General features: G+C 59.9%; 18 protein-coding genes and 3 tRNA genes. 3 read left to right on the top strand and 18 right to left on the bottom strand.

Going from position 1 to position 16,046, the window contains the following annotated elements:
- Positions 1 to 123: 123 nt before the first annotated feature.
- Positions 124 to 543, top strand: coding sequence for a MerR family transcriptional regulator (locus EY713_RS15425; RefSeq protein WP_131116311.1), 420 nt, complete (start codon positions 124 to 126; stop codon positions 541 to 543).
- A gap of 290 nt (positions 544 to 833) precedes the next feature.
- On the opposite strand, the gene EY713_RS15420 is transcribed toward EY713_RS15425, so the two are convergent.
- The 9 genes from EY713_RS15420 to EY713_RS15380 all read right to left on the bottom strand — a co-directional run bounded on the left by EY713_RS15420 (position 834) and on the right by EY713_RS15380 (position 6,459).
- Positions 834 to 1,478, bottom strand: a complete 645-nt coding sequence (locus tag EY713_RS15420) for an acyltransferase (RefSeq protein WP_131116307.1) — start codon at positions 1,476 to 1,478, stop codon at positions 834 to 836.
- A gap of 364 nt (positions 1,479 to 1,842) precedes the next feature.
- Positions 1,843 to 1,919: transfer RNA gene (locus EY713_RS15415), tRNA-Arg, on the bottom strand.
- A 27-nt stretch (positions 1,920 to 1,946) separates the two neighbouring features.
- On the bottom strand, positions 1,947 to 2,255 hold the full coding sequence (locus EY713_RS15410; RefSeq protein WP_131116304.1) for an ETC complex I subunit: 309 nt from the start codon (positions 2,253 to 2,255) through the stop codon (positions 1,947 to 1,949).
- Positions 2,256 to 2,363: 108 nt separating this feature from the next.
- Positions 2,364 to 2,440 (bottom strand) — tRNA-Pro (locus EY713_RS15405).
- A gap of 215 nt (positions 2,441 to 2,655) precedes the next feature.
- Positions 2,656 to 3,099, bottom strand: coding sequence for a DUF192 domain-containing protein (locus EY713_RS15400; RefSeq protein WP_131119808.1), 444 nt, complete (start codon positions 3,097 to 3,099; stop codon positions 2,656 to 2,658).
- Between the two features lie 120 nt (positions 3,100 to 3,219).
- Positions 3,220 to 3,813, bottom strand: coding sequence for a cold-shock protein (locus EY713_RS15395; protein WP_131116302.1), 594 nt, complete (start codon positions 3,811 to 3,813; stop codon positions 3,220 to 3,222).
- 180 nt (positions 3,814 to 3,993) lie between these two features.
- Positions 3,994 to 4,752: an SIR2 family NAD-dependent protein deacylase gene (locus tag EY713_RS15390; protein ID WP_131116299.1), complete on the bottom strand. Its 759-nt coding sequence runs from the start codon at positions 4,750 to 4,752 to the stop codon at positions 3,994 to 3,996.
- 51 nt (positions 4,753 to 4,803) lie between these two features.
- Positions 4,804 to 6,021, bottom strand: a complete 1,218-nt coding sequence (locus tag EY713_RS15385; RefSeq protein WP_131116296.1) for an LL-diaminopimelate aminotransferase — start codon at positions 6,019 to 6,021, stop codon at positions 4,804 to 4,806.
- A 75-nt stretch (positions 6,022 to 6,096) separates the two neighbouring features.
- Positions 6,097 to 6,459 (bottom strand): hypothetical protein, encoded by a 363-nt coding sequence (locus tag EY713_RS15380; RefSeq protein WP_131116293.1) that lies wholly within the window; start codon positions 6,457 to 6,459, stop codon positions 6,097 to 6,099.
- Positions 6,460 to 7,156: 697 nt separating this feature from the next.
- Between EY713_RS15380 and phaC the strand changes: the two genes are divergently transcribed.
- Positions 7,157 to 8,944, top strand: a complete 1,788-nt coding sequence (gene phaC, locus EY713_RS15375) for a class I poly(R)-hydroxyalkanoic acid synthase (RefSeq protein WP_131119807.1) — start codon at positions 7,157 to 7,159, stop codon at positions 8,942 to 8,944.
- Positions 8,945 to 8,968: 24 nt separating this feature from the next.
- Here the strand turns inward: phaC and argC are convergent, their stop codons facing one another.
- The 3 genes from argC to rplM all read right to left on the bottom strand — a co-directional run bounded on the left by argC (position 8,969) and on the right by rplM (position 11,001).
- Positions 8,969 to 9,880 carry an N-acetyl-gamma-glutamyl-phosphate reductase gene (argC, locus tag EY713_RS15370; RefSeq protein WP_131116290.1) on the bottom strand — a complete coding sequence of 304 codons (912 nt, stop codon included), beginning with the start codon at positions 9,878 to 9,880 and terminating at the stop codon, positions 8,969 to 8,971.
- Positions 9,881 to 10,048: 168 nt separating this feature from the next.
- Positions 10,049 to 10,528, bottom strand: coding sequence for a 30S ribosomal protein S9 (rpsI, locus tag EY713_RS15365; protein ID WP_131116286.1), 480 nt, complete (start codon positions 10,526 to 10,528; stop codon positions 10,049 to 10,051).
- A 2-nt stretch (positions 10,529 to 10,530) separates the two neighbouring features.
- Positions 10,531 to 11,001, bottom strand: a complete 471-nt coding sequence (gene rplM, locus EY713_RS15360; RefSeq protein WP_131119805.1) for a 50S ribosomal protein L13 — start codon at positions 10,999 to 11,001, stop codon at positions 10,531 to 10,533.
- A gap of 278 nt (positions 11,002 to 11,279) precedes the next feature.
- Here rplM and EY713_RS15355 point away from each other — a divergent pair, with 278 nt between their 5' ends.
- Complete coding sequence (locus EY713_RS15355; protein WP_131116284.1) at positions 11,280 to 11,717, top strand: CoA-binding protein; 438 nt, start codon at positions 11,280 to 11,282, stop codon at positions 11,715 to 11,717.
- 167 nt (positions 11,718 to 11,884) lie between these two features.
- Here EY713_RS15355 and EY713_RS15350 read toward each other — a convergent pair.
- The 6 genes from EY713_RS15350 to EY713_RS15325 all read right to left on the bottom strand — a co-directional run bounded on the left by EY713_RS15350 (position 11,885) and on the right by EY713_RS15325 (position 16,046).
- Positions 11,885 to 11,962 (bottom strand) — tRNA-Pro (locus EY713_RS15350).
- Positions 11,963 to 12,164: 202 nt separating this feature from the next.
- The gene (locus EY713_RS15345; protein WP_131116281.1) at positions 12,165 to 12,752 is read right to left on the bottom strand and encodes a MerR family transcriptional regulator; all 588 of its coding nucleotides are present in this window, start codon (positions 12,750 to 12,752) and stop codon (positions 12,165 to 12,167) included.
- Positions 12,742 to 13,077: an integration host factor subunit alpha gene (locus EY713_RS15340; RefSeq protein WP_131119803.1), complete on the bottom strand. Its 336-nt coding sequence runs from the start codon at positions 13,075 to 13,077 to the stop codon at positions 12,742 to 12,744. Before EY713_RS15340 ends, EY713_RS15345 begins: the two co-directional genes overlap by 11 nt.
- Before the next feature lie 139 nt (positions 13,078 to 13,216).
- The gene (locus EY713_RS15335; RefSeq protein ID WP_131116278.1) at positions 13,217 to 14,218 is read right to left on the bottom strand and encodes a beta-ketoacyl-ACP synthase III; all 1,002 of its coding nucleotides are present in this window, start codon (positions 14,216 to 14,218) and stop codon (positions 13,217 to 13,219) included.
- Positions 14,219 to 14,278: 60 nt separating this feature from the next.
- Positions 14,279 to 15,346, bottom strand: a complete 1,068-nt coding sequence (gene plsX / locus EY713_RS15330; protein ID WP_131116275.1) for a phosphate acyltransferase PlsX — start codon at positions 15,344 to 15,346, stop codon at positions 14,279 to 14,281.
- A 145-nt stretch (positions 15,347 to 15,491) separates the two neighbouring features.
- The gene (locus tag EY713_RS15325) at positions 15,492 to 16,046 is read right to left on the bottom strand and encodes a YceD family protein (RefSeq protein ID WP_131116272.1); all 555 of its coding nucleotides are present in this window, start codon (positions 16,044 to 16,046) and stop codon (positions 15,492 to 15,494) included.

The raw sequence follows: 16,046 nt of genomic DNA, 5'->3' as shown, positions 1-16,046 counted from the left end.
GTTTAAATGTCATATTGATAACAAATTAATTAGACTTCCGAGCGGTCAAATGTAAGTAGACGTTTTCAATTGACCAAGCGTCCTTAACTTCAACCTTTTCGTACTCTTGCTTTGGCGATTCGTATGGACAATGCAATGCCGACTAACGGCATTAATCATGTACTGTCGCGTGAAGACGGACCTTTCGGAATAGACGAAGTCGCCAAGAACTTTGGCGTCACGCCACGGACTTTGCGGTTTTATGAGCAGCGCGGTCTTGTTAGCCCTGAGCGAGTAAACCGCCGTCGAGTCTATAAAGAATGTCATATCAGGCGCCTCGAATATGTCCTGGGACAGGTTGCGCTTGGCTTTACGCTGACCGAAATTAAAGCCCGGTTGGATGAGGCGCGGGGCGACCACTTGCCCAATCTCAGGACAGACGAAATCGAGACTCAACTCGCGCTTCTGAAATCGCAGAAAGAGAAGCTCTCTGAGTCGATCGACGCTCTTATGCGGTTGAGGCAGGTGTTGACTGCTCTTGATCGAGATATGACACAAACCTAAGCGGCTTGCTGGACGGCAGCATGCACACCTGCAGTCACATCATCTCTTCTTTGCCGCTTGGGGATGAGTTCAAGGCTCAGGTCGGTGGAAATCCCTGAGCTAACCCCATCAATCCCCCACGTGATCTGGACCAAACCTTCGCCGACCCAAAGGTGATAAGGTTGGCGCGAATTGCACGTTCAGGAAAGCTCCTCACGGAAAGACATCGTAACAAGCGACTTTGACGGACTGCACGCGCAGCATTGGCTCGCAGTGGAACTCCAAAGTCCATAATCAGCGTCGTAGCGTCGCTATGCTCCGATCGCCGCAGGTTCGTTGCCACTTGCTAAGCGGTCGCGAAGCACTTTTGCCGGATTGCCACCAACAATCTGAAAGTCACCGACGTCTTTGGTGACAACAGCGCCTCCGGCGACAATTGAATGTGAACCAATCTTCACACCATCAACGATAACCGCGTTAGTTCCAATCCAAGCGCCGTCGCCGATAACGATACCTGCTGATGTATGTCTTTGCTGATATATAGGGATGTCAGTTCGCTCATGACCGTGATTAAACCCGTAGATAGCAACTGCACCAGCAATTCTCACTCCGTTTCCGACCTTGACGTTACCTGCAATATGCGAAAACGAGTTGATCGATGAATTCTTTCCGATTTCAACATTGCCTCTAATGATTACTCCTGCTGCAATCCAGCTATCATCGTCAATGTAGAAAGCATGAGTAAAAACATTCGCCTCTGTCGAGATAAAAACGTTTTCACCAATATGGGTTGCACCCGCTTTTTCTTTAAGTATTCGATGAAATGTGGATTGTAAAAAAATATCTTCTTTGCTTTTAGCTAACCAAGGTTGAAATTGTACAGCTTTATAGCTGTATTCCGACTCAAGTCTCTCGGCTACCGCTCGCATCGCCGGGGATACCATGTCCAAATTCATAAGCTTCACTCCTTACGTCATTTGCGGCTTCTACCAGAGGATCGCTGGGTTTGGCTTGGTCTGGATGCTAAAAATCCAAGCGACCAACAGCGATCTACTAGGTTGAGTTTAGCCGCTGATACGGAGCAAGGTGATGACAATTAAAAGAGCAATCGGTCTATACGCCTGATCGATTGATCCACGCGGTGACCAAATGGATCGATCACGCGGAAGCAAAGATGATGGAGCACGACCTCAGCCGGGACGTCAGACCTGCTGAACAGGCCATTGCCGCGCTCGAACGAAAGAGAACGGGAGATGTAGAACGCCCTGTAAAACGGTCAATCCGTTCAACTAACAGTGGCGTTTAACTAATTGAAAAAACTGGCGACTCCGGCTGGATTCGAACCAGCGACCTGCCGCTTAGAAGGCGGCTGCTCTATCCAACTGAGCTACGGAGCCAAATCGATCCGCGCATCCTACCGAATGTCAGTGGGTCCACTGACCCATGCGGCTTGTTTTGAAATTATCCGAATAGGAGAGGCCACGACGCTCCGGTGTCGGGGCTGGCTCTTCCACGCGGTAGGCGATGCCGCGCTTTTCGGCAAATGCGATGGCTTCTTCCTTGGTCGCGAAGGTCAAACGAACCTGTGAGTTCATATCCGAGGAGCTCGTCCACCCCATCAACGGTTCGATCTCGCGCGCCACAGCCGGTTCGTAATCGAGAACCCAAGCTTTCGTGCGTGCACGACCAGATTGGGTCGCACCACGGCCCGGGCGAAAAATACGTGCTGACATCCGCGCCTGAACCCCAATGGCGGCTCGCGTTGCGAGCCCGTGTCGAAACTTTGCAAAGGACCTCGGCTTGCACCGCTCTCCTCTGCTGTGGCGTCCGGCAAGCCGGAATGGTCGGGGCAGCAGGATTCGAACCTACGACCTGAAGTACCCAAAACTTCCGCGCTACCAGGCTGCGCTATACCCCGACGACACTTGGCAACCGCATCCGCACAGGTGCGACACGCCGCCAAGACGACCGTTACGAACAAATCCAGTTACAGCGCTTGCCGGACACTGTCCTACAAACGCCGACCACACACTTGCCCGCTCCAGTCGCGCTATAGCATGTCGCTTGCAGGGTGCAAACGCTTCGATCATGGATGGGTTGCGAGCGATCCAAACAAGGTGCCGGCTTCCCCCCTTATTTTGGAAACATCGCGTTTTCGACTTTGTCGCCGACCTTGACGCCGATCTTGGCGATGACGCCGGCATTGACCTCGAGGACGCCGAGCGTCACGCCCTTGGACGAGATGATCCGCTCCGACATCGGCTCGGCATTCTCGGTCGTGCTGACCACGCGACCCTGCTTGTCGATGAACACCATATCGAGCGGAATATAGGTGTTCTTCATCCACATCATCACAGGCTGCGGGGTTTTGAAATCGAACAACATGCCGCGGTTCGGGGGCAGGTATCGGCGCTCCATCAGGCCACGCTCCCGCTCAGGATCGGTCCGCATCACCTCGACCTCGAATGGATGCGAGCCGCTGGCCGTTACGATCGAGAGTGGTTCGAGGGTCTTGTCCTGCGCGGCCGCGCCAACGGTCGAGCCGGCCAAGAGACACGCAACCGCAATCATCCGCATCGAGATCAAGGCATGATCCTTTCAGGTGCAGCATTGGTAGGGCTGCGGATCGCAGCGCGATGACAATGCCGGGGATCGGCATAGCTAAGGGATTTCAATCCGCTTTTCAAAGCGGAAGCCTCAGTGCGACGATGGTGCCTCATCGTTCATCGGCCGGATCTCTGCGGCCATCAACCCCTTCGGGCCATCGCCGAAACGCACGAGCATGTGGTCGCCAGGCTTCAGTTCGGAGATGCCGAAGCGTCGCAGCGTTTCCATATGGACGAAGATGTCGTCGGTCCCCTCCCCGCGCGACACGAAGCCAAAACCACGGACGCGATTGAACCATTTGCAGACGACGATCTCGAAACCGCCGGCCGGCGCGACATGCACATGGGTCCGCGGGGGGGCGGCTTGCGCGGGATGGACGGCCGTCGACAAATCCAGCGAGAGCACACGAAACACCTGCAGGCCCTTGGGACGCTGCAGGACCTCGCAAACGATGCGGGCGCCTTCGCGAACCGTCAGATGCCCATCGCGCCGAAGCGTCGTGACATGCAACAGAACGTCGGCGCCGCCGCCATCCGGAACGATAAAGCCGTATCCCTTGGCGACGTCGAACCATTTGATCTGACCGGCAAGCTCGGTGACGTCGAGGTCACCACCTTGGGACGCAATCGCGGTTTCAAGACTGAGAGCATTGCTCGACTCATCTTTGATGCCCAACGGACCCATCCCACTCAGGCGAACCGAAGACCCTAAAGTCAGATAATCCGATCGAAGCCGTCGTTTCAGACGTCCCGTCGCGAATCATATCATCGTCGCGTCATCCCGACTGTAGCATCGGGATTCCCGCAACAAAGCCGGAAATAGGGTTCCGATGCGGCATGGGAGAGGCCTGTTGCAGACGAGCGACTAAGGCGCCTCCGCCCACGCAGCCAGAACCGTACCGACATCATCGTGGATCACGAGATCGGCTGACTGGTCGAGCCGCGTCGGCTCGCGGTTCACGATCGCGAGCACCGCGCCTTTGTGGCGTGCCAGAAGCGGCAGGGTCGCGGCGGGCTGCACCACCATGGAGGATCCGAGCACCAAGAACAGGTCACACGCTTCTGCTGCGATCCTGGCCTGACGGAGGATGTCGGGATCGAGCGATTGCCCGAACGCGACCGTCGCGGATTTGACCATCCCGCCACATGAACAGGTTGGCGCCTGATGCGTCGCCTCGAAATCACGACGCACGTCGACCAATTCATGCCGCGCTCCACAGGCGAGGCAGCGCGCATAGGTGCCGTTGCCGTGGAGTTCCACGAGCTTGTCGACGGGCAATCCAGCGCCCTGATGCAATCCATCGATATTCTGGGTCAGCACGGCCAAGAGGCGGCCCTCGGCATTGAGTCGCGCCAAAGCCCTGTGCGTTCGCCCAGGCCGAGCGCCTGCGTAGATGTCGTCCATCGCGAACTTACGCCGCCACGCCTCGACGCGCGCGCCGGGCGAAGCGCAAAAGTCCTTGAAGTCGATCGGCGGGTAACGGCGCCATGGGCTATTGGGAGAGCGGAAATCCGGCACGCCGCATTCTGTCGATATGCCGGCGCCCGTCAGCGCGACGATCCGCCCCGCTGTCTCCAGCAAAGCCGCGAACTTCTGACGCGCATCGCCGATCGTCTGTGTCATCGGCTTGGCTCCTCTGACCGGGTCCCGACCCGGCTGAGGCAGAGATCGGGCTCAGCCGTGTTTCTTCAACTGCACGACATTGTGAAGCGTCGCATCGGCCGTATCGAAGAAGCGACGAATCCCGCGCGCCGCCTGGCGGATGCGTTGTTCGTTTTCGACCAGCGCCAAGCGAACGTAATCGTCGCCATGCTCACCAAACCCGATGCCGGGCGCGACCGCGACATCGGCCTTCTCGATCAGCAGTTTGGAAAATTCCAGACTGCCGAGATGACGAAACTTCTCCGGGATCGGCACCCAGGCGAACATCGAAGCGGCAGGCGCCGGCACAGTCCAGCCGGCAGCCGCGAAGCTCTCGACCATGATGTCGCGTCGCTGCTTGTAGATCTCCCGCATCTCGACGATGCAATCGTCCGGGCCGTTGAGCGCCGCAGCAGCGGCCACCTGGATCGGTGTATAGGCGCCATAGTCGAGGTAGCTTTTGACGCGCGTCAGCGCCGAGAGAAGACGCTCGTTGCCGACCGCGAACCCGATTCGCCACCCCGGCATCGAATAGGTCTTCGACATCGAGGTGAATTCCACCGCGACATCCATGGCGCCGGGGATCTGCAGCACGGATGGCGGCGGCTCGCCCTCGAAATAGACCTCCGAATAAGCAAGATCCGACAGGATGAAGATTTCATGCTTTTTCGCAAAAGCGACGAGATCGCGATAGAAATCGAGGGATGCCACCATGGCGGTCGGGTTCGAGGGATAGCAGACCACAACGGCGATCGGCTTGGGGATGGAATGAACCACCGCCCGTTCGAGCGAGACGAAGAAGCTCGGCGTCGGCTCGGCCGGAACCGAACGGATGACGCCGCCCGCCATGAGGAAGCCGAAGGCATGGATCGGGTAGGACGGGTTCGGCACCAGCACCACATCGCCGGGCCCGGTAATGGCTTGCGCCATATTGGCGAAACCCTCTTTCGAGCCGAGGGTCGCAACCACCTGCGTGTCCGGATTGAGTGCCACGCCGAAGCGGCGACCGTAATAAGCGGCTTGTGCGCGGCGTAGGCCCGCAATGCCCTTCGACGATGAGTAGCGATCGGTCCGAGGTTTTCCGACCGTCTCGATCAATTTGTCGACGACATGTTTGGGAGCAGGGAGGTCAGGATTGCCCATGCCGAGATCGATGATATCGGCCCCGGCGTTGCGCGCGGCGGCCTTCAAGCGATTGACCTGCTCGAAAACGTAGGGCGGCAAGCGTCGGACGCGATGAAAATCGGTCATAACCGGAGGGTCCTGATGGGTGTTGCGATGCGGCGCAGCGCTTAACACGGACTTACGATAGTCGGTGAAGAATCCTTAAGGCACCGTTTTCTTTGTGGGCGCTTTGACCTTCTGGGTCTTCAACGGCACCGGTGGGGGCTTCAGCCCGGCGCGCCGCTGTTGATTCATTCGCGTGCTGTCGAGATCGGCCGTCGTGGCCGCGATCTCGGCGGGCGTCATGACCTTGATGGGCCGCTCGGGATGTGTCGTGCCGACCGGCAGATAGTTGAGCTTGCTCGGGTCGGGGCGGCTTTTCACGACGAAATCGGGCGGTGGCGCGACCTTGGCCTTCAGCCCGACCGCTTCCATCGTATCGGCGAAGCTGCCGTTGCCCGCAGCCGGCGCGGTCTGCGCCGCGGCGCGATCCGGAATGGACAGCAGCGGAGACACAACCCCCATCACCCCGACCATTAGGAGCAGGCGGCCACAAACCAGCCGTCCTCGTCGCCACAAAAGCATCACTGGCAATCTCCCGCCCGGCCGTCTATTTCGGGATGGTGCCGAAACGATCGATCCGCTGTCGAATTAGCTCCGTAATATGACTGAAACAGGACCACGGCGACAGCGCCGCCGCGGTTCGGGGCGAGGGAGACGAAGGGTGAGCGGCAAGAAAACCCAGAAGGCTCGAAGCCGGCATGTGAAAGCTGAGCATGCCGAGCTGACATCGGTGCTCGACACACCTCTGCCAGCGACTGCGGACGTCGCCGCCGCACCGGCCAAGGCCAAAGCCGCTCCCAAGATACGTTTTAAAAGCGCAGCCGGTGAGAAGCAGCCCCGCGCCGCGGCCGTCATGAAAAACGGCTCGGATGTGCTCGCGGCGGCCGTCGATGCCGTCCTGCATCACGTCGAAACGCCTCCAACTCCCACGCCATCGCGACTTGCGAACCGGTTGCGGCCTGCACCCGGTCAGATTGCACGACCGCTGGACAGCACTGCTCAGCCAGCGGAGCCCACTGCTTCGGTCGGTGGCGTGACGTTGGACGCCAAACTGACCGAGCCGACGCGGTCGCCCCAGATCGAGCCGACCCCGGTCGATCCTGCGCCGCTCCCGCGTGGGGCCAAGCCAGTCTCGCCGCCTGCCCCTCTATCCTGGAACATGCCGAATTTCGATACGCTCGCGAAGAATATGGGGCAGTTCATCGAGCTCAGCGGCCAGGCGACGACAGCCTATGTCAAGGCGCGTGAGGCCAAAGGCCAGGAGAGCGGTTTCAGCCAGGACGTGTCCGATGCGTTCAAAACCTTCGGCCAGATCGCCGAATATTGGCTGAACGACCCGGCGCGCCTGTTGCAGGCCCAAACAGCGCTATCATCCCAATTCATGGATCTTTGGGCGAGCAGCCTGCAGCGCATGACCCCGTCCCCGGCCCCGACGACTCCGGCGAACGAGGGTCCGACAGCTGCGAAACGCGTGGACGACAAGCGTTTTGCCGACCCCGAGTGGCGCGACAACCCGTTCTTCGACTTCATCCGCAAGTCATATCTGTTGGGCACAGGCTGGGCCAACGACCTTGTGCAGGGCGCCGAAAGCGTCGACCCCGCGACCCGTGACAAAGCCCGTTTCTACCTGCGCCAGATCTCGAGCGCCGTCTCACCCTCGAACTTCGTCGGCACAAACCCCGAGCTTCTGCGCGAGACGTTGAAGGAAAGTGGCGGCAATCTCGTCCGCGGCATGGCCAAGCTTGCTGATGACATCAAGACGAGCCACGGAGACCTGAAGGTTCGCCAGACCGATGCGAGCAAATTCGAACTCGGCGTCAACATGGCCCTGACGCCCGGCAAGGTTGTGTTCCGCAACGAGCTGATCGAGCTGCTCCAATATGCGCCGCAGACCGAGACCGTCCTGAAACGGCCGCTGCTGATCGTGCCGCCATGGATCAACAAATTCTATGTGCTCGACCTTAATCCGGAGAAGTCGTTCATCCGCTGGGCGGTGCAGCAAGGCCTGACGGTCTTCGTGATCTCCTGGGTCAACCCGGACCACCGCCACGCCGACAAGGATTTCGCATCCTACATGGAAGACGGCATCGTCGCGGCTTTGGGGGCCGTCGAGGCCTCGACCGGCGAACGTCAGGTGTCCACTATCGGCTATTGCGTCGGCGGAACGCTATTGGCGGTGACGCTCGCCTATATGGCCGCGCGGGGCGACGAGCGGATCGCGAGCGCCACCTTCCTGACGACGCAGGTCGACTTCGAACATGCCGGCGATCTCAAAATCTTTGCAGACGAGGCGCAAATCGCCGCCTTGGAAACGCAGATGCAGAGCAAAGGCTTTCTGGAGGGATCCAGCATGTCGCAAGCGTTCAACATGCTGCGTCCGGAGGATCTCATCTGGCCTTATCTGGTTGACAATTACGTGAAGGGCAAAGACCCCCTGCCCTTCGATCTTTTGGCCTGGAACTCCGATGCGACGCGAATGCCCGCCGCGAACCACTCGTTTTATCTCAGGAATTGCTACCTCGAGAACAAGCTGGCGCGCGGCCTGATGAAGGTCGCGGGACAACGGCTCGACCTCTCCCGCGTCACGATCCCGATCTACAATCTCGCCACCCGCGAGGATCATATCGCACCCGCCCGCTCCGTCTTCGAGGGCTGCAAGGCATTTGGCGGCCCCGTTCGTTTTGTTCTCGCCGGATCGGGCCACATCGCCGGCGTCGTTAACCCGCCTAGCCGAGCCAAATATGGGTTTTGGCTGGGACCCAAGGCGACCGGAGATTATGCGGAGTGGTTGCAGGCGGCGCAGCATCAGCCCGGAACATGGTGGCTGGACTGGGCCGCCTGGCAGACAGCGCAAGCCCCCGAGACCGTGCCGGCGAGAGAGCCAGGCGGCGGTGTGCTTGACCTCCTTGGCGACGCGCCCGGCACATATGTGCGCGTCAAGGCTTGAGGCGCAAGGACGCGGTGACTCGCCTCAGTCGATGCCAAGCATGAGCTCGACATTCTGCACGGCGGCGCCCGAGGCCCCCTTGCCGAGATTGTCGAGCCGCGCGATCAGCACCGCCTGACGGTAGGCCTCATGGCCCGCGACCCTGAGTTCCATCCCATTCGTGTCGTTCAAGGCTTCGGGTTCGATTTTGGCCGGATGATCCGACATGACTTTGACATGCGCGGATCCCCGATAAAACGTCGTTAGAGCCTGCTCGAGTGCCGCGATCGTCGGCTGACCGGGCAGGTCATCGAGATGAAGCGGAATGCTGACCAGCATGCCTTGGCGAAAGTTGCCAACTGATGGGACGAAGAGCGGCCGCCGTGACAAGCCCGCATAGGCCTCGATCTCGGGCAGGTGCTTGTGCTCGAGCCCCAAAGCATAGAGTTCGAAACTCGGCGCGGCGCCTAAATCGTAAGCCTCAATCATGGATTTGCCGCCACCGCTATATCCGCTGACCGCATTGATCGTGAGCGGGAAACCAGACGGCACGAGCCCCGCATCGACGAGCGGGCGCAGCAGTGCGATCGCGCCGGTCGCGTAGCAACCCGGATTGGCGACCCTCCGGGATGCCCGAATGGCATCGGCCTGACCTGGGGCGAGTTCTGCAAATCCGTAGACCCAGCCGGACGCAACACGATGGGCGGTTGACGCATCGAGGATCTTCGGTCCGCCGCCCGCGAGTTCGTCGGCCAGCCGCACGGTCTCACGCGAGGCATCGTCCGGAAGACAAAGAATGACGAGATCGACCTCGGCGAGAAGCTGCTGCTTGGCTGCCGCATCCTTACGCAACGCCGCATCGATGCTGCGGAGTTCGATATGCGCATGACCCGCGAGACGATCGCGAATGCCGAGACCAGTCGTACCAGCCTCGCCGTCGATGAACACAGTCGCCATGGAGTTCGCCCTCGCGGATATCGGGTCTGATTAGACCCGGATATGTGAAGACACCATGACGGACCCGCAGACAGATCGAGGAGCCACGTCATCGCGCTTCGCATGCAAAAAGGGCTCCCCGGAAACCGGGAAGCCCTCGATATCGACCAGATCGGTGAAGGGCTGAAATCAGCGCTTCGAGAACTGGAAGCTCCGACGAGCCTTCTTCTTACCGTACTTCTTACGTTCGACGACGCGCGAGTCGCGGGTCAGGAAGCCTTCGCGCTTCAAGACAGAGCGAAGCTCGGGCTCGTAATAGGTCAACGCCTTGGACAAACCATGGCGCACCGCGCCGGCCTGACCGGACAGACCGCCGCCCGCAACCGTGATGACGAGGTCATACTGGCTGGAGCGCTGCACGATCTGCAACGGCTGATTGACGATCATGCGGAGCACGGGGCGAGCGAAATAGACCTCGATGGCGCGCTCGTTGATCGTGATCTTGCCCGAACCGGGCTTGAGCCACACGCGGGCAACAGCATCTTTCCGTTTGCCGGTCGCATAGGCCCGACCATATTTGTCGATCTTCTGCACGTAGACAGGAGCGACCGGGTGCTCGGACGCGGAGGAGGATGCCAGATCCTGGAGGGAGGAGAGCGTTTCAGCCATGATCAGGCGACCTTCAAGTTCTTGCTGTTCATCGCGCCGACATCGAGCGGCACGGGCTGTTGGGCGGCATGCGGATGCTCGGAGCCCTTGTAGACGCGGAGATTGCCGAACTGTTGACGACCGAGCGGGCCGCGCGGCAACATGCGCTCAACAGCCTTTTCGACCACACGCTCCGGAAAGCGACCTTCCAAGATGAACTTGGCGGTCCGCTCCTTGATACCACCCGGATAGCCGGTGTGATGGTAATAAACCTTGTTAGCCAGCTTCCGGCCCGTGAACACCACCTGAGCGGCATTGATCACGATGATGTTGTCGCCATCATCCACATGCGGCGTGAAGGACGGCTTATGCTTGCCACGAAGGCGATCGGCGATGACGGACGCGAGACGGCCGACAACCAGCCCCTTCGCGTCGATGATCACCCACTTTTTTTCGATTTCGGCGGCTTTGGCCGAGTAGGTCTTACCAAACATCAGTTTCAACTTGTCCAAAATGACCGGGCCGAACACGCATGATCGACCGTCTGCGGTTGGCCTACAGACGATCTCAAATCATGTCAATGACGACGCTTCGGCGTAATCTCAAAAAACGTCAACCTTTTCATTGATCTAACAAACATGGTATCGGGATACCGTAATTTTCATCGCATGTCGTCGAGACTGGATCCTCGATTGCGAGAGCCAAAGACCTCCGCCACAGTGCTCACTGGAACGCCGCACTCTGCGCGGTGGCGGCCGTCGAGGGGTTAGCGATGCAGGATCACGACGATTATTCCGACGCTTATCTCCGCGACATCCTCCTCCGCGTGAAAACGATTGCGGTTGTCGGCGCCTCCGACAAGCCGCGGCGGCCATCCTATGGGGTCATGCAATTTCTAGCAGCGCAGCACTATAAGGTCGTCGCGATCAACCCGGCGCTGCCAGGAAGCTCAATCGGAAACATCCCCGTCTTCGCGCAACTGGCGGACGTCCCGCACGCGATCGATATGGTCGATATTTTTCGCAACAACGCGGCGATCGACGGTGTCGTCGATGAGGTACTGGCGCTCGAAACACGCCCCTCGGTCATCTGGATGCAGCTCGACATCAGAGTCGACGCCGCCGCCAGGCGTGCCGAGCAGCGCGGGCTTCAGGTCGTCATGAACCGCTGCCCGAAGATTGAATATTGGCGCTTGATCGCAGGCGAGTGACGGCAAAGCCGTGGCGTCACAATCGCTAACATGACGCCCGACTCAACAAAGACGGCGCGAGTGGAGCATTTGCGGAAAAAAGTCGCCGTTATCGTTGCAATATCAGTCTCGGTGCCTTGAAGGCATCCAGGTCCGGTCGCTGTCACGTCGCATGTGAAACGGTAAAATGGTCGGAGTGATAGGATTCGAACCTACGACCCCTAGTCCCCCAGACTAGTGCGCTAACCGGGCTGCGCTACACTCCGACACCGCTCGACACGATATAACTGACCTGGGCTTTATGGTGCAGTCTCATGAAAGCGGATGTCGACCAAACGGCGCTTGGCGCGGCGTTTAATCGACTTGACTGCTCTAGCGGTTCGACGGTGCCGACGCAAGAGGGTCAAGTGGACGAAGCGTGTACAACCTCCAGAGACGCCTCGACAAGTTTTTCGGCTGGCTTCGCTCTCAGCCTCTTGCAGCCATGAGGATGCGGCGGCACTCGCTCAGCTCCGTCATGACGCCGCGCAGTCGATCGATAATCGCGCCACGGTCAGGCTCGTTTTTGGCTTGATACGCTTGGTCGCCTGCCCATTCCCCAGCTTCCATGGGCGCGAACGCCTCCGGGTCGACATCATCGGCCCCGCGTGCGTCAGGTGCCATCGTCTGATAAGCGAAAACCGACGAAGTCGACTCTGGTGCCTCGATGGCGTCGTGAGGCGAGGTCTGATCGTCGTGCGGTGACGTCTGAGCGGGTGGGATGGCGCCGCCTCGCGCCAAGGCGGCCACGGCCCGCGGCCCCTGCTCCTTCAAAATCCGCTGGACGCCGCGGATCGTATAACCCTCGCCGTAGAGCAATTGACGGATCGCCATCAGGAGTTCGACATCATCCGGCCGGTAAAAGCGCCGACCGCCCCCACGCTTCAGCGGCTTGATTTGAACGAAGCGGGTTTCCCAGAAACGAAGCACATGCTGCGGCAACTGCAACGCTTCCGCCACCTCGCTTATGGTGCGGAACGCCTCAGAGCTCTTCTGCGACGTCCGACTATTGGTCATTTCCTGTCACGGGTTGCCCGTTGATCCGGCTTTTCAGGATGTTCGATGGCTTGAACACCATCACACGACGAGGCGTGATCGGCACTTCGACGCCCGTTTTCGGATTCCGGCCGATGCGCTCGCCTTTAGACCGCACCACGAATGAGCCGAAGGATGACAATTTCACAGTCTCGCCGCGCGCAATCGCCTCAGACATTTCCGAGAGGACGCCTTCGACCAGCTCGGCCGATTCGGTTCGGGAAAGGCCGACCCTCTGGTAAACGGCTTCGGACAGATCTGCGCGCGTAATCGTCCGCGTCACGGCTTCCCCTTTTTCCGCTCCCATCGTCAGTTCAGAAGGCTTTTTCGCCAATGGAGCCATCCTCTCGCGATCTCTGTCGTTTAATCAAATTGCACCCACCGAACCTCTGGTTCAAGCGTCCGAGCTAAAAAGCCCGCTTGGCATCGAGTTAACTTTGGGCCAGCTACCAACGAACGAGCGCACTGCCCCAGGTGAAGCCGCCGCCCATCGCCTCCAGCATCACCAAATTCCCTTTTTTAATCCGTCCATCGCCACAAGCCGTTGCGAGTGCAAGTGGAATTGAAGCCGCCGATGTGTTGGCGTGTAGCTGCACAGTAGCAACTACTTTTGATGGTGCTACACCTAATTTAACCGCCGAAGCATCGATGATCCGACGGTTCGCTTGATGTGGCACGAACCAATCGAGGTCGTCGGCGGTGATCCCCGATTCCGCGAATGCCGCTGTGACGACGTCCTCGATCATTCCGACGGCATGGCGGAAGACGTCGCGACCTTCCATGCGGAGATGGCCGGTCATCCCGTTTGATCCCGGCCCACCATCCACAAACAGCTTATCGCGAAAGCGTCCGTCGGAGCGGAGATGCGTCGAGATGATCCCGCCGTCCTTGAAGGCGTTGCCACCATCCTCACCCTCCAGCACCACGGCTCCGGCGCCGTCGCCGAAGAGGACGCAGGTGGTGCGGTCGGTCCAATCGAGCAGGCGTGAAAATGTTTCGGCGCCGATCACGAGCACGCGGCGATGCGAGCCTGAACGGATGAATTTTTCTGCGGTCGCGAGCGCGAAGACGAAGCCGGAACAGACCGCCTGAAGATCGAAGGCCGCGCCATGACGAATGCCGAGGGCGGCCTGCACCTGGGTGGCTGTCGCCGGAAAGGTGTAATCGGGGGTCGATGTCGCGACGATCACGAGGTCGATGTCGTTGGCGTCGACGCCCGCATTGGATAGCGCCGCCCGCGCCGCATGGGTTGCAAGCACAGACGTCGTCTCGTCAGGCGCCGCGATGTAGCGTTGCGTGATCCCGGTCCGCTGGACGATCCACTCGTCCGATGTCTCGACCGTCGCGGCCAGTTCGGCATTCGACATGCAGCGGTGCGGAAGGTAGGCGCCGACGCCGCGAACGACCGCTCTCCAGCGAAGATTGGTTTCAGTCAAACGATTGCCCATTCCGTCCTGACGGCATCGGCCGTCGCCACAACTCGTCGCGCACTGCTTGCCCCGACAGATTTAAAGAGCGGGGGGAACTGCAACAATCCCGGTCGCGACAAGCCGGCTATCCTGCGCGAAAGCGAGCGAGTCACGGATCTTCGCGAGCAATTCGTGCCGCACCATATCGTAACCGATCTCGATTGCGCCAGCGTAGCCGAGCACATCTGCTCCGCCGTGACTTTTTATGACGACCCCGTCGAGACCAAGAAACACACCGCCGTTGACGCGCCTCGGATCCATCTTCTCCCGCAGGGCGTCGAAGGCCTGCTTGGCGAACCAATAGCCGATCTTGGACATCAGATTCCGGCTCATGGCGTCGCGCAGATATTGTGCGATCTGTTTGGCGGTTCCCTCGGCGGTCTTCAAGGCGATGTTGCCCGTAAACCCCTCCGTCACCACCACATCGACGGTGCCTTTGCCGAGGTCGTCACCCTCGACGAACCCGTGATACTCGAGACCAGGCGGCGACATCTCCCGTAGGATCCGACCGGCCGCCTTGACCTCCTCGATGCCCTTGATCTCTTCGACACCGATATTCAGCAGGCCCACGGTGGGACGCTCGATATCGAACACAATCCGGGCCATGGCGGCCCCCATAATGGAGAGATCGACAAGATGATGCGCGTCGAAACCGATGGTGGCCCCAACATCGAGCACGATCGACTCGCCGCGAATGGTCGGCCACATCGCCGCGATCGCTGGCCGGTCGATCTGAGGCATCGTTCGGAGGCAGATTTTCGCCATGGCCATCAGAGCGCCAGTGTTGCCGGCCGATAGCGCCGCATCGGCATCACCGCGCTTCACCGCATCGAGCGCCATCCACATCGACGACACGCGCCGGCCACTCCGCAAGGCCTGGCTTGGCTTATCGTCCATTCGGATCGAGACTTCCGCGTGAAGCAGCGTCGTCACGTCCCGCAATTTTGGATGCTGCGCCAGCAACGGCTCGATCGTGGCGCGATCCCCCGTCATCACAAAGGTGAGATCCGGGCGACGCTCGAGCGCCAGCGCCGCTCCTGGAACGACGACGGTTGGTCCGTGGTCGCCGCCCATGGCGTCGAGCGCGATCCGAACTGGTTTTGTCATCGCGCGTTCCTCATCGCATCCTCAAAGCACCGCCCGATGGACGCGATCATTCTCGATCGGTTATGGCTCGATGGCCCGTGCGATCCGATAAGGCAAGACCATAGAGCCGGGCCGATTGGCAAGGACAATGTTCGGTCCAAGCCGCCTAGCTCTTCCGAAGATCAAGCGATTTCAAGGCCGCGAAGGGTGAAACGTCCGGCTCTGGCGGGCTGAGTTCCTTGAACTCGACGCCGGGTTTCTTCGGGTAGGGATCGAGTCCGAGCGTCAAGGCCTCCGCGGTCAGAGCGCCAAGATCGATCCGACCATTGATAAGAAGATCGGGCTCGTCCTCTTCCTGCTCGTCCTCGGCAGGATCGGGCCCCCGCTTCAACAGCGCGGCGCGATAGGCGTCGAGATCCGCTTCCGGGAGGAAGTGGACATCCACCGGCTCGACGACATTCGTCTCGAACGAGTCGAGGCTGATCACGCAGGTCTGGACGATGGTGGCGACGACGCTGCCGGTCACCCAAGCCCCGCCGCGCCCCTCGGCCCGTACCAGCAAGGTCGCGGTCAACGACGTGATGTCGACCAAACCGTTGAGCCGCGCCAACTCGGATCGCTCCTCTGCGGTTGCGGTCTGAACCACCCGCAAGCCGGCACTGCCCAGACTGTCGATCAAGGTCGGGCCGGCCGACAAGGGGACGGGATTTGCTTCGGACAT

The sequence above is a fragment of the Lichenihabitans psoromatis genome (genome assembly GCF_004323635.1).
Classification (GTDB): domain Bacteria; phylum Pseudomonadota; class Alphaproteobacteria; order Rhizobiales; family Beijerinckiaceae; genus Lichenihabitans; species Lichenihabitans psoromatis.
The sequence above is the reverse complement of the archived record's forward strand: the minus strand, read 5'-3'. Positions and strand labels throughout refer to the sequence as shown.

Bases quoted from the DNA above. Each gene is read 5' to 3' on its own strand.
- EY713_RS15420 (WP_131116307.1), bottom strand. From the start codon at position 1,478: ATGAATTTGGACATGGTATCCCCGGCGATGCGAGCGGTAGCCGAGAGA.
- EY713_RS15380 (WP_131116293.1), bottom strand. From the start codon at position 6,459: ATGGGGGTTGTGTCTCCGCTGCTGTCCATTCCGGATCGCGCCGCGGCG.
- EY713_RS15400 (WP_131119808.1), bottom strand. From the start codon at position 3,099: ATGCGGATGATTGCGGTTGCGTGTCTCTTGGCCGGCTCGACCGTTGGC.
- EY713_RS15385 (WP_131116296.1), bottom strand. From the start codon at position 6,021: ATGACCGATTTTCATCGCGTCCGACGCTTGCCGCCCTACGTTTTCGAG.
- EY713_RS15425 (WP_131116311.1), top strand. From the start codon at position 124: ATGGACAATGCAATGCCGACTAACGGCATTAATCATGTACTGTCGCGT.
- argC (WP_131116290.1), bottom strand. From the start codon at position 9,880: ATGGCGACTGTGTTCATCGACGGCGAGGCTGGTACGACTGGTCTCGGC.
- EY713_RS15325 (WP_131116272.1), bottom strand. From the start codon at position 16,046: ATGTCCGAAGCAAATCCCGTCCCCTTGTCGGCCGGCCCGACCTTGATC.
- EY713_RS15395 (WP_131116302.1), bottom strand. From the start codon at position 3,813: ATGGGTCCGTTGGGCATCAAAGATGAGTCGAGCAATGCTCTCAGTCTT.
- EY713_RS15390 (WP_131116299.1), bottom strand. From the start codon at position 4,752: ATGACACAGACGATCGGCGATGCGCGTCAGAAGTTCGCGGCTTTGCTG.
- EY713_RS15340 (WP_131119803.1), bottom strand. From the start codon at position 13,077: ATGGGAGCGGAAAAAGGGGAAGCCGTGACGCGGACGATTACGCGCGCA.
- plsX (WP_131116275.1), bottom strand. From the start codon at position 15,346: ATGACAAAACCAGTTCGGATCGCGCTCGACGCCATGGGCGGCGACCAC.
- rpsI (WP_131116286.1), bottom strand. From the start codon at position 10,528: ATGGCTGAAACGCTCTCCTCCCTCCAGGATCTGGCATCCTCCTCCGCG.
- EY713_RS15335 (WP_131116278.1), bottom strand. From the start codon at position 14,218: ATGGGCAATCGTTTGACTGAAACCAATCTTCGCTGGAGAGCGGTCGTT.
- phaC (WP_131119807.1), top strand. From the start codon at position 7,157: ATGCCGAATTTCGATACGCTCGCGAAGAATATGGGGCAGTTCATCGAG.
- EY713_RS15410 (WP_131116304.1), bottom strand. From the start codon at position 2,255: ATGTCAGCACGTATTTTTCGCCCGGGCCGTGGTGCGACCCAATCTGGT.
- EY713_RS15355 (WP_131116284.1), top strand. From the start codon at position 11,280: ATGCAGGATCACGACGATTATTCCGACGCTTATCTCCGCGACATCCTC.
- EY713_RS15345 (WP_131116281.1), bottom strand. From the start codon at position 12,752: ATGACCAATAGTCGGACGTCGCAGAAGAGCTCTGAGGCGTTCCGCACC.
- rplM (WP_131119805.1), bottom strand. From the start codon at position 11,001: ATGTTTGGTAAGACCTACTCGGCCAAAGCCGCCGAAATCGAAAAAAAG.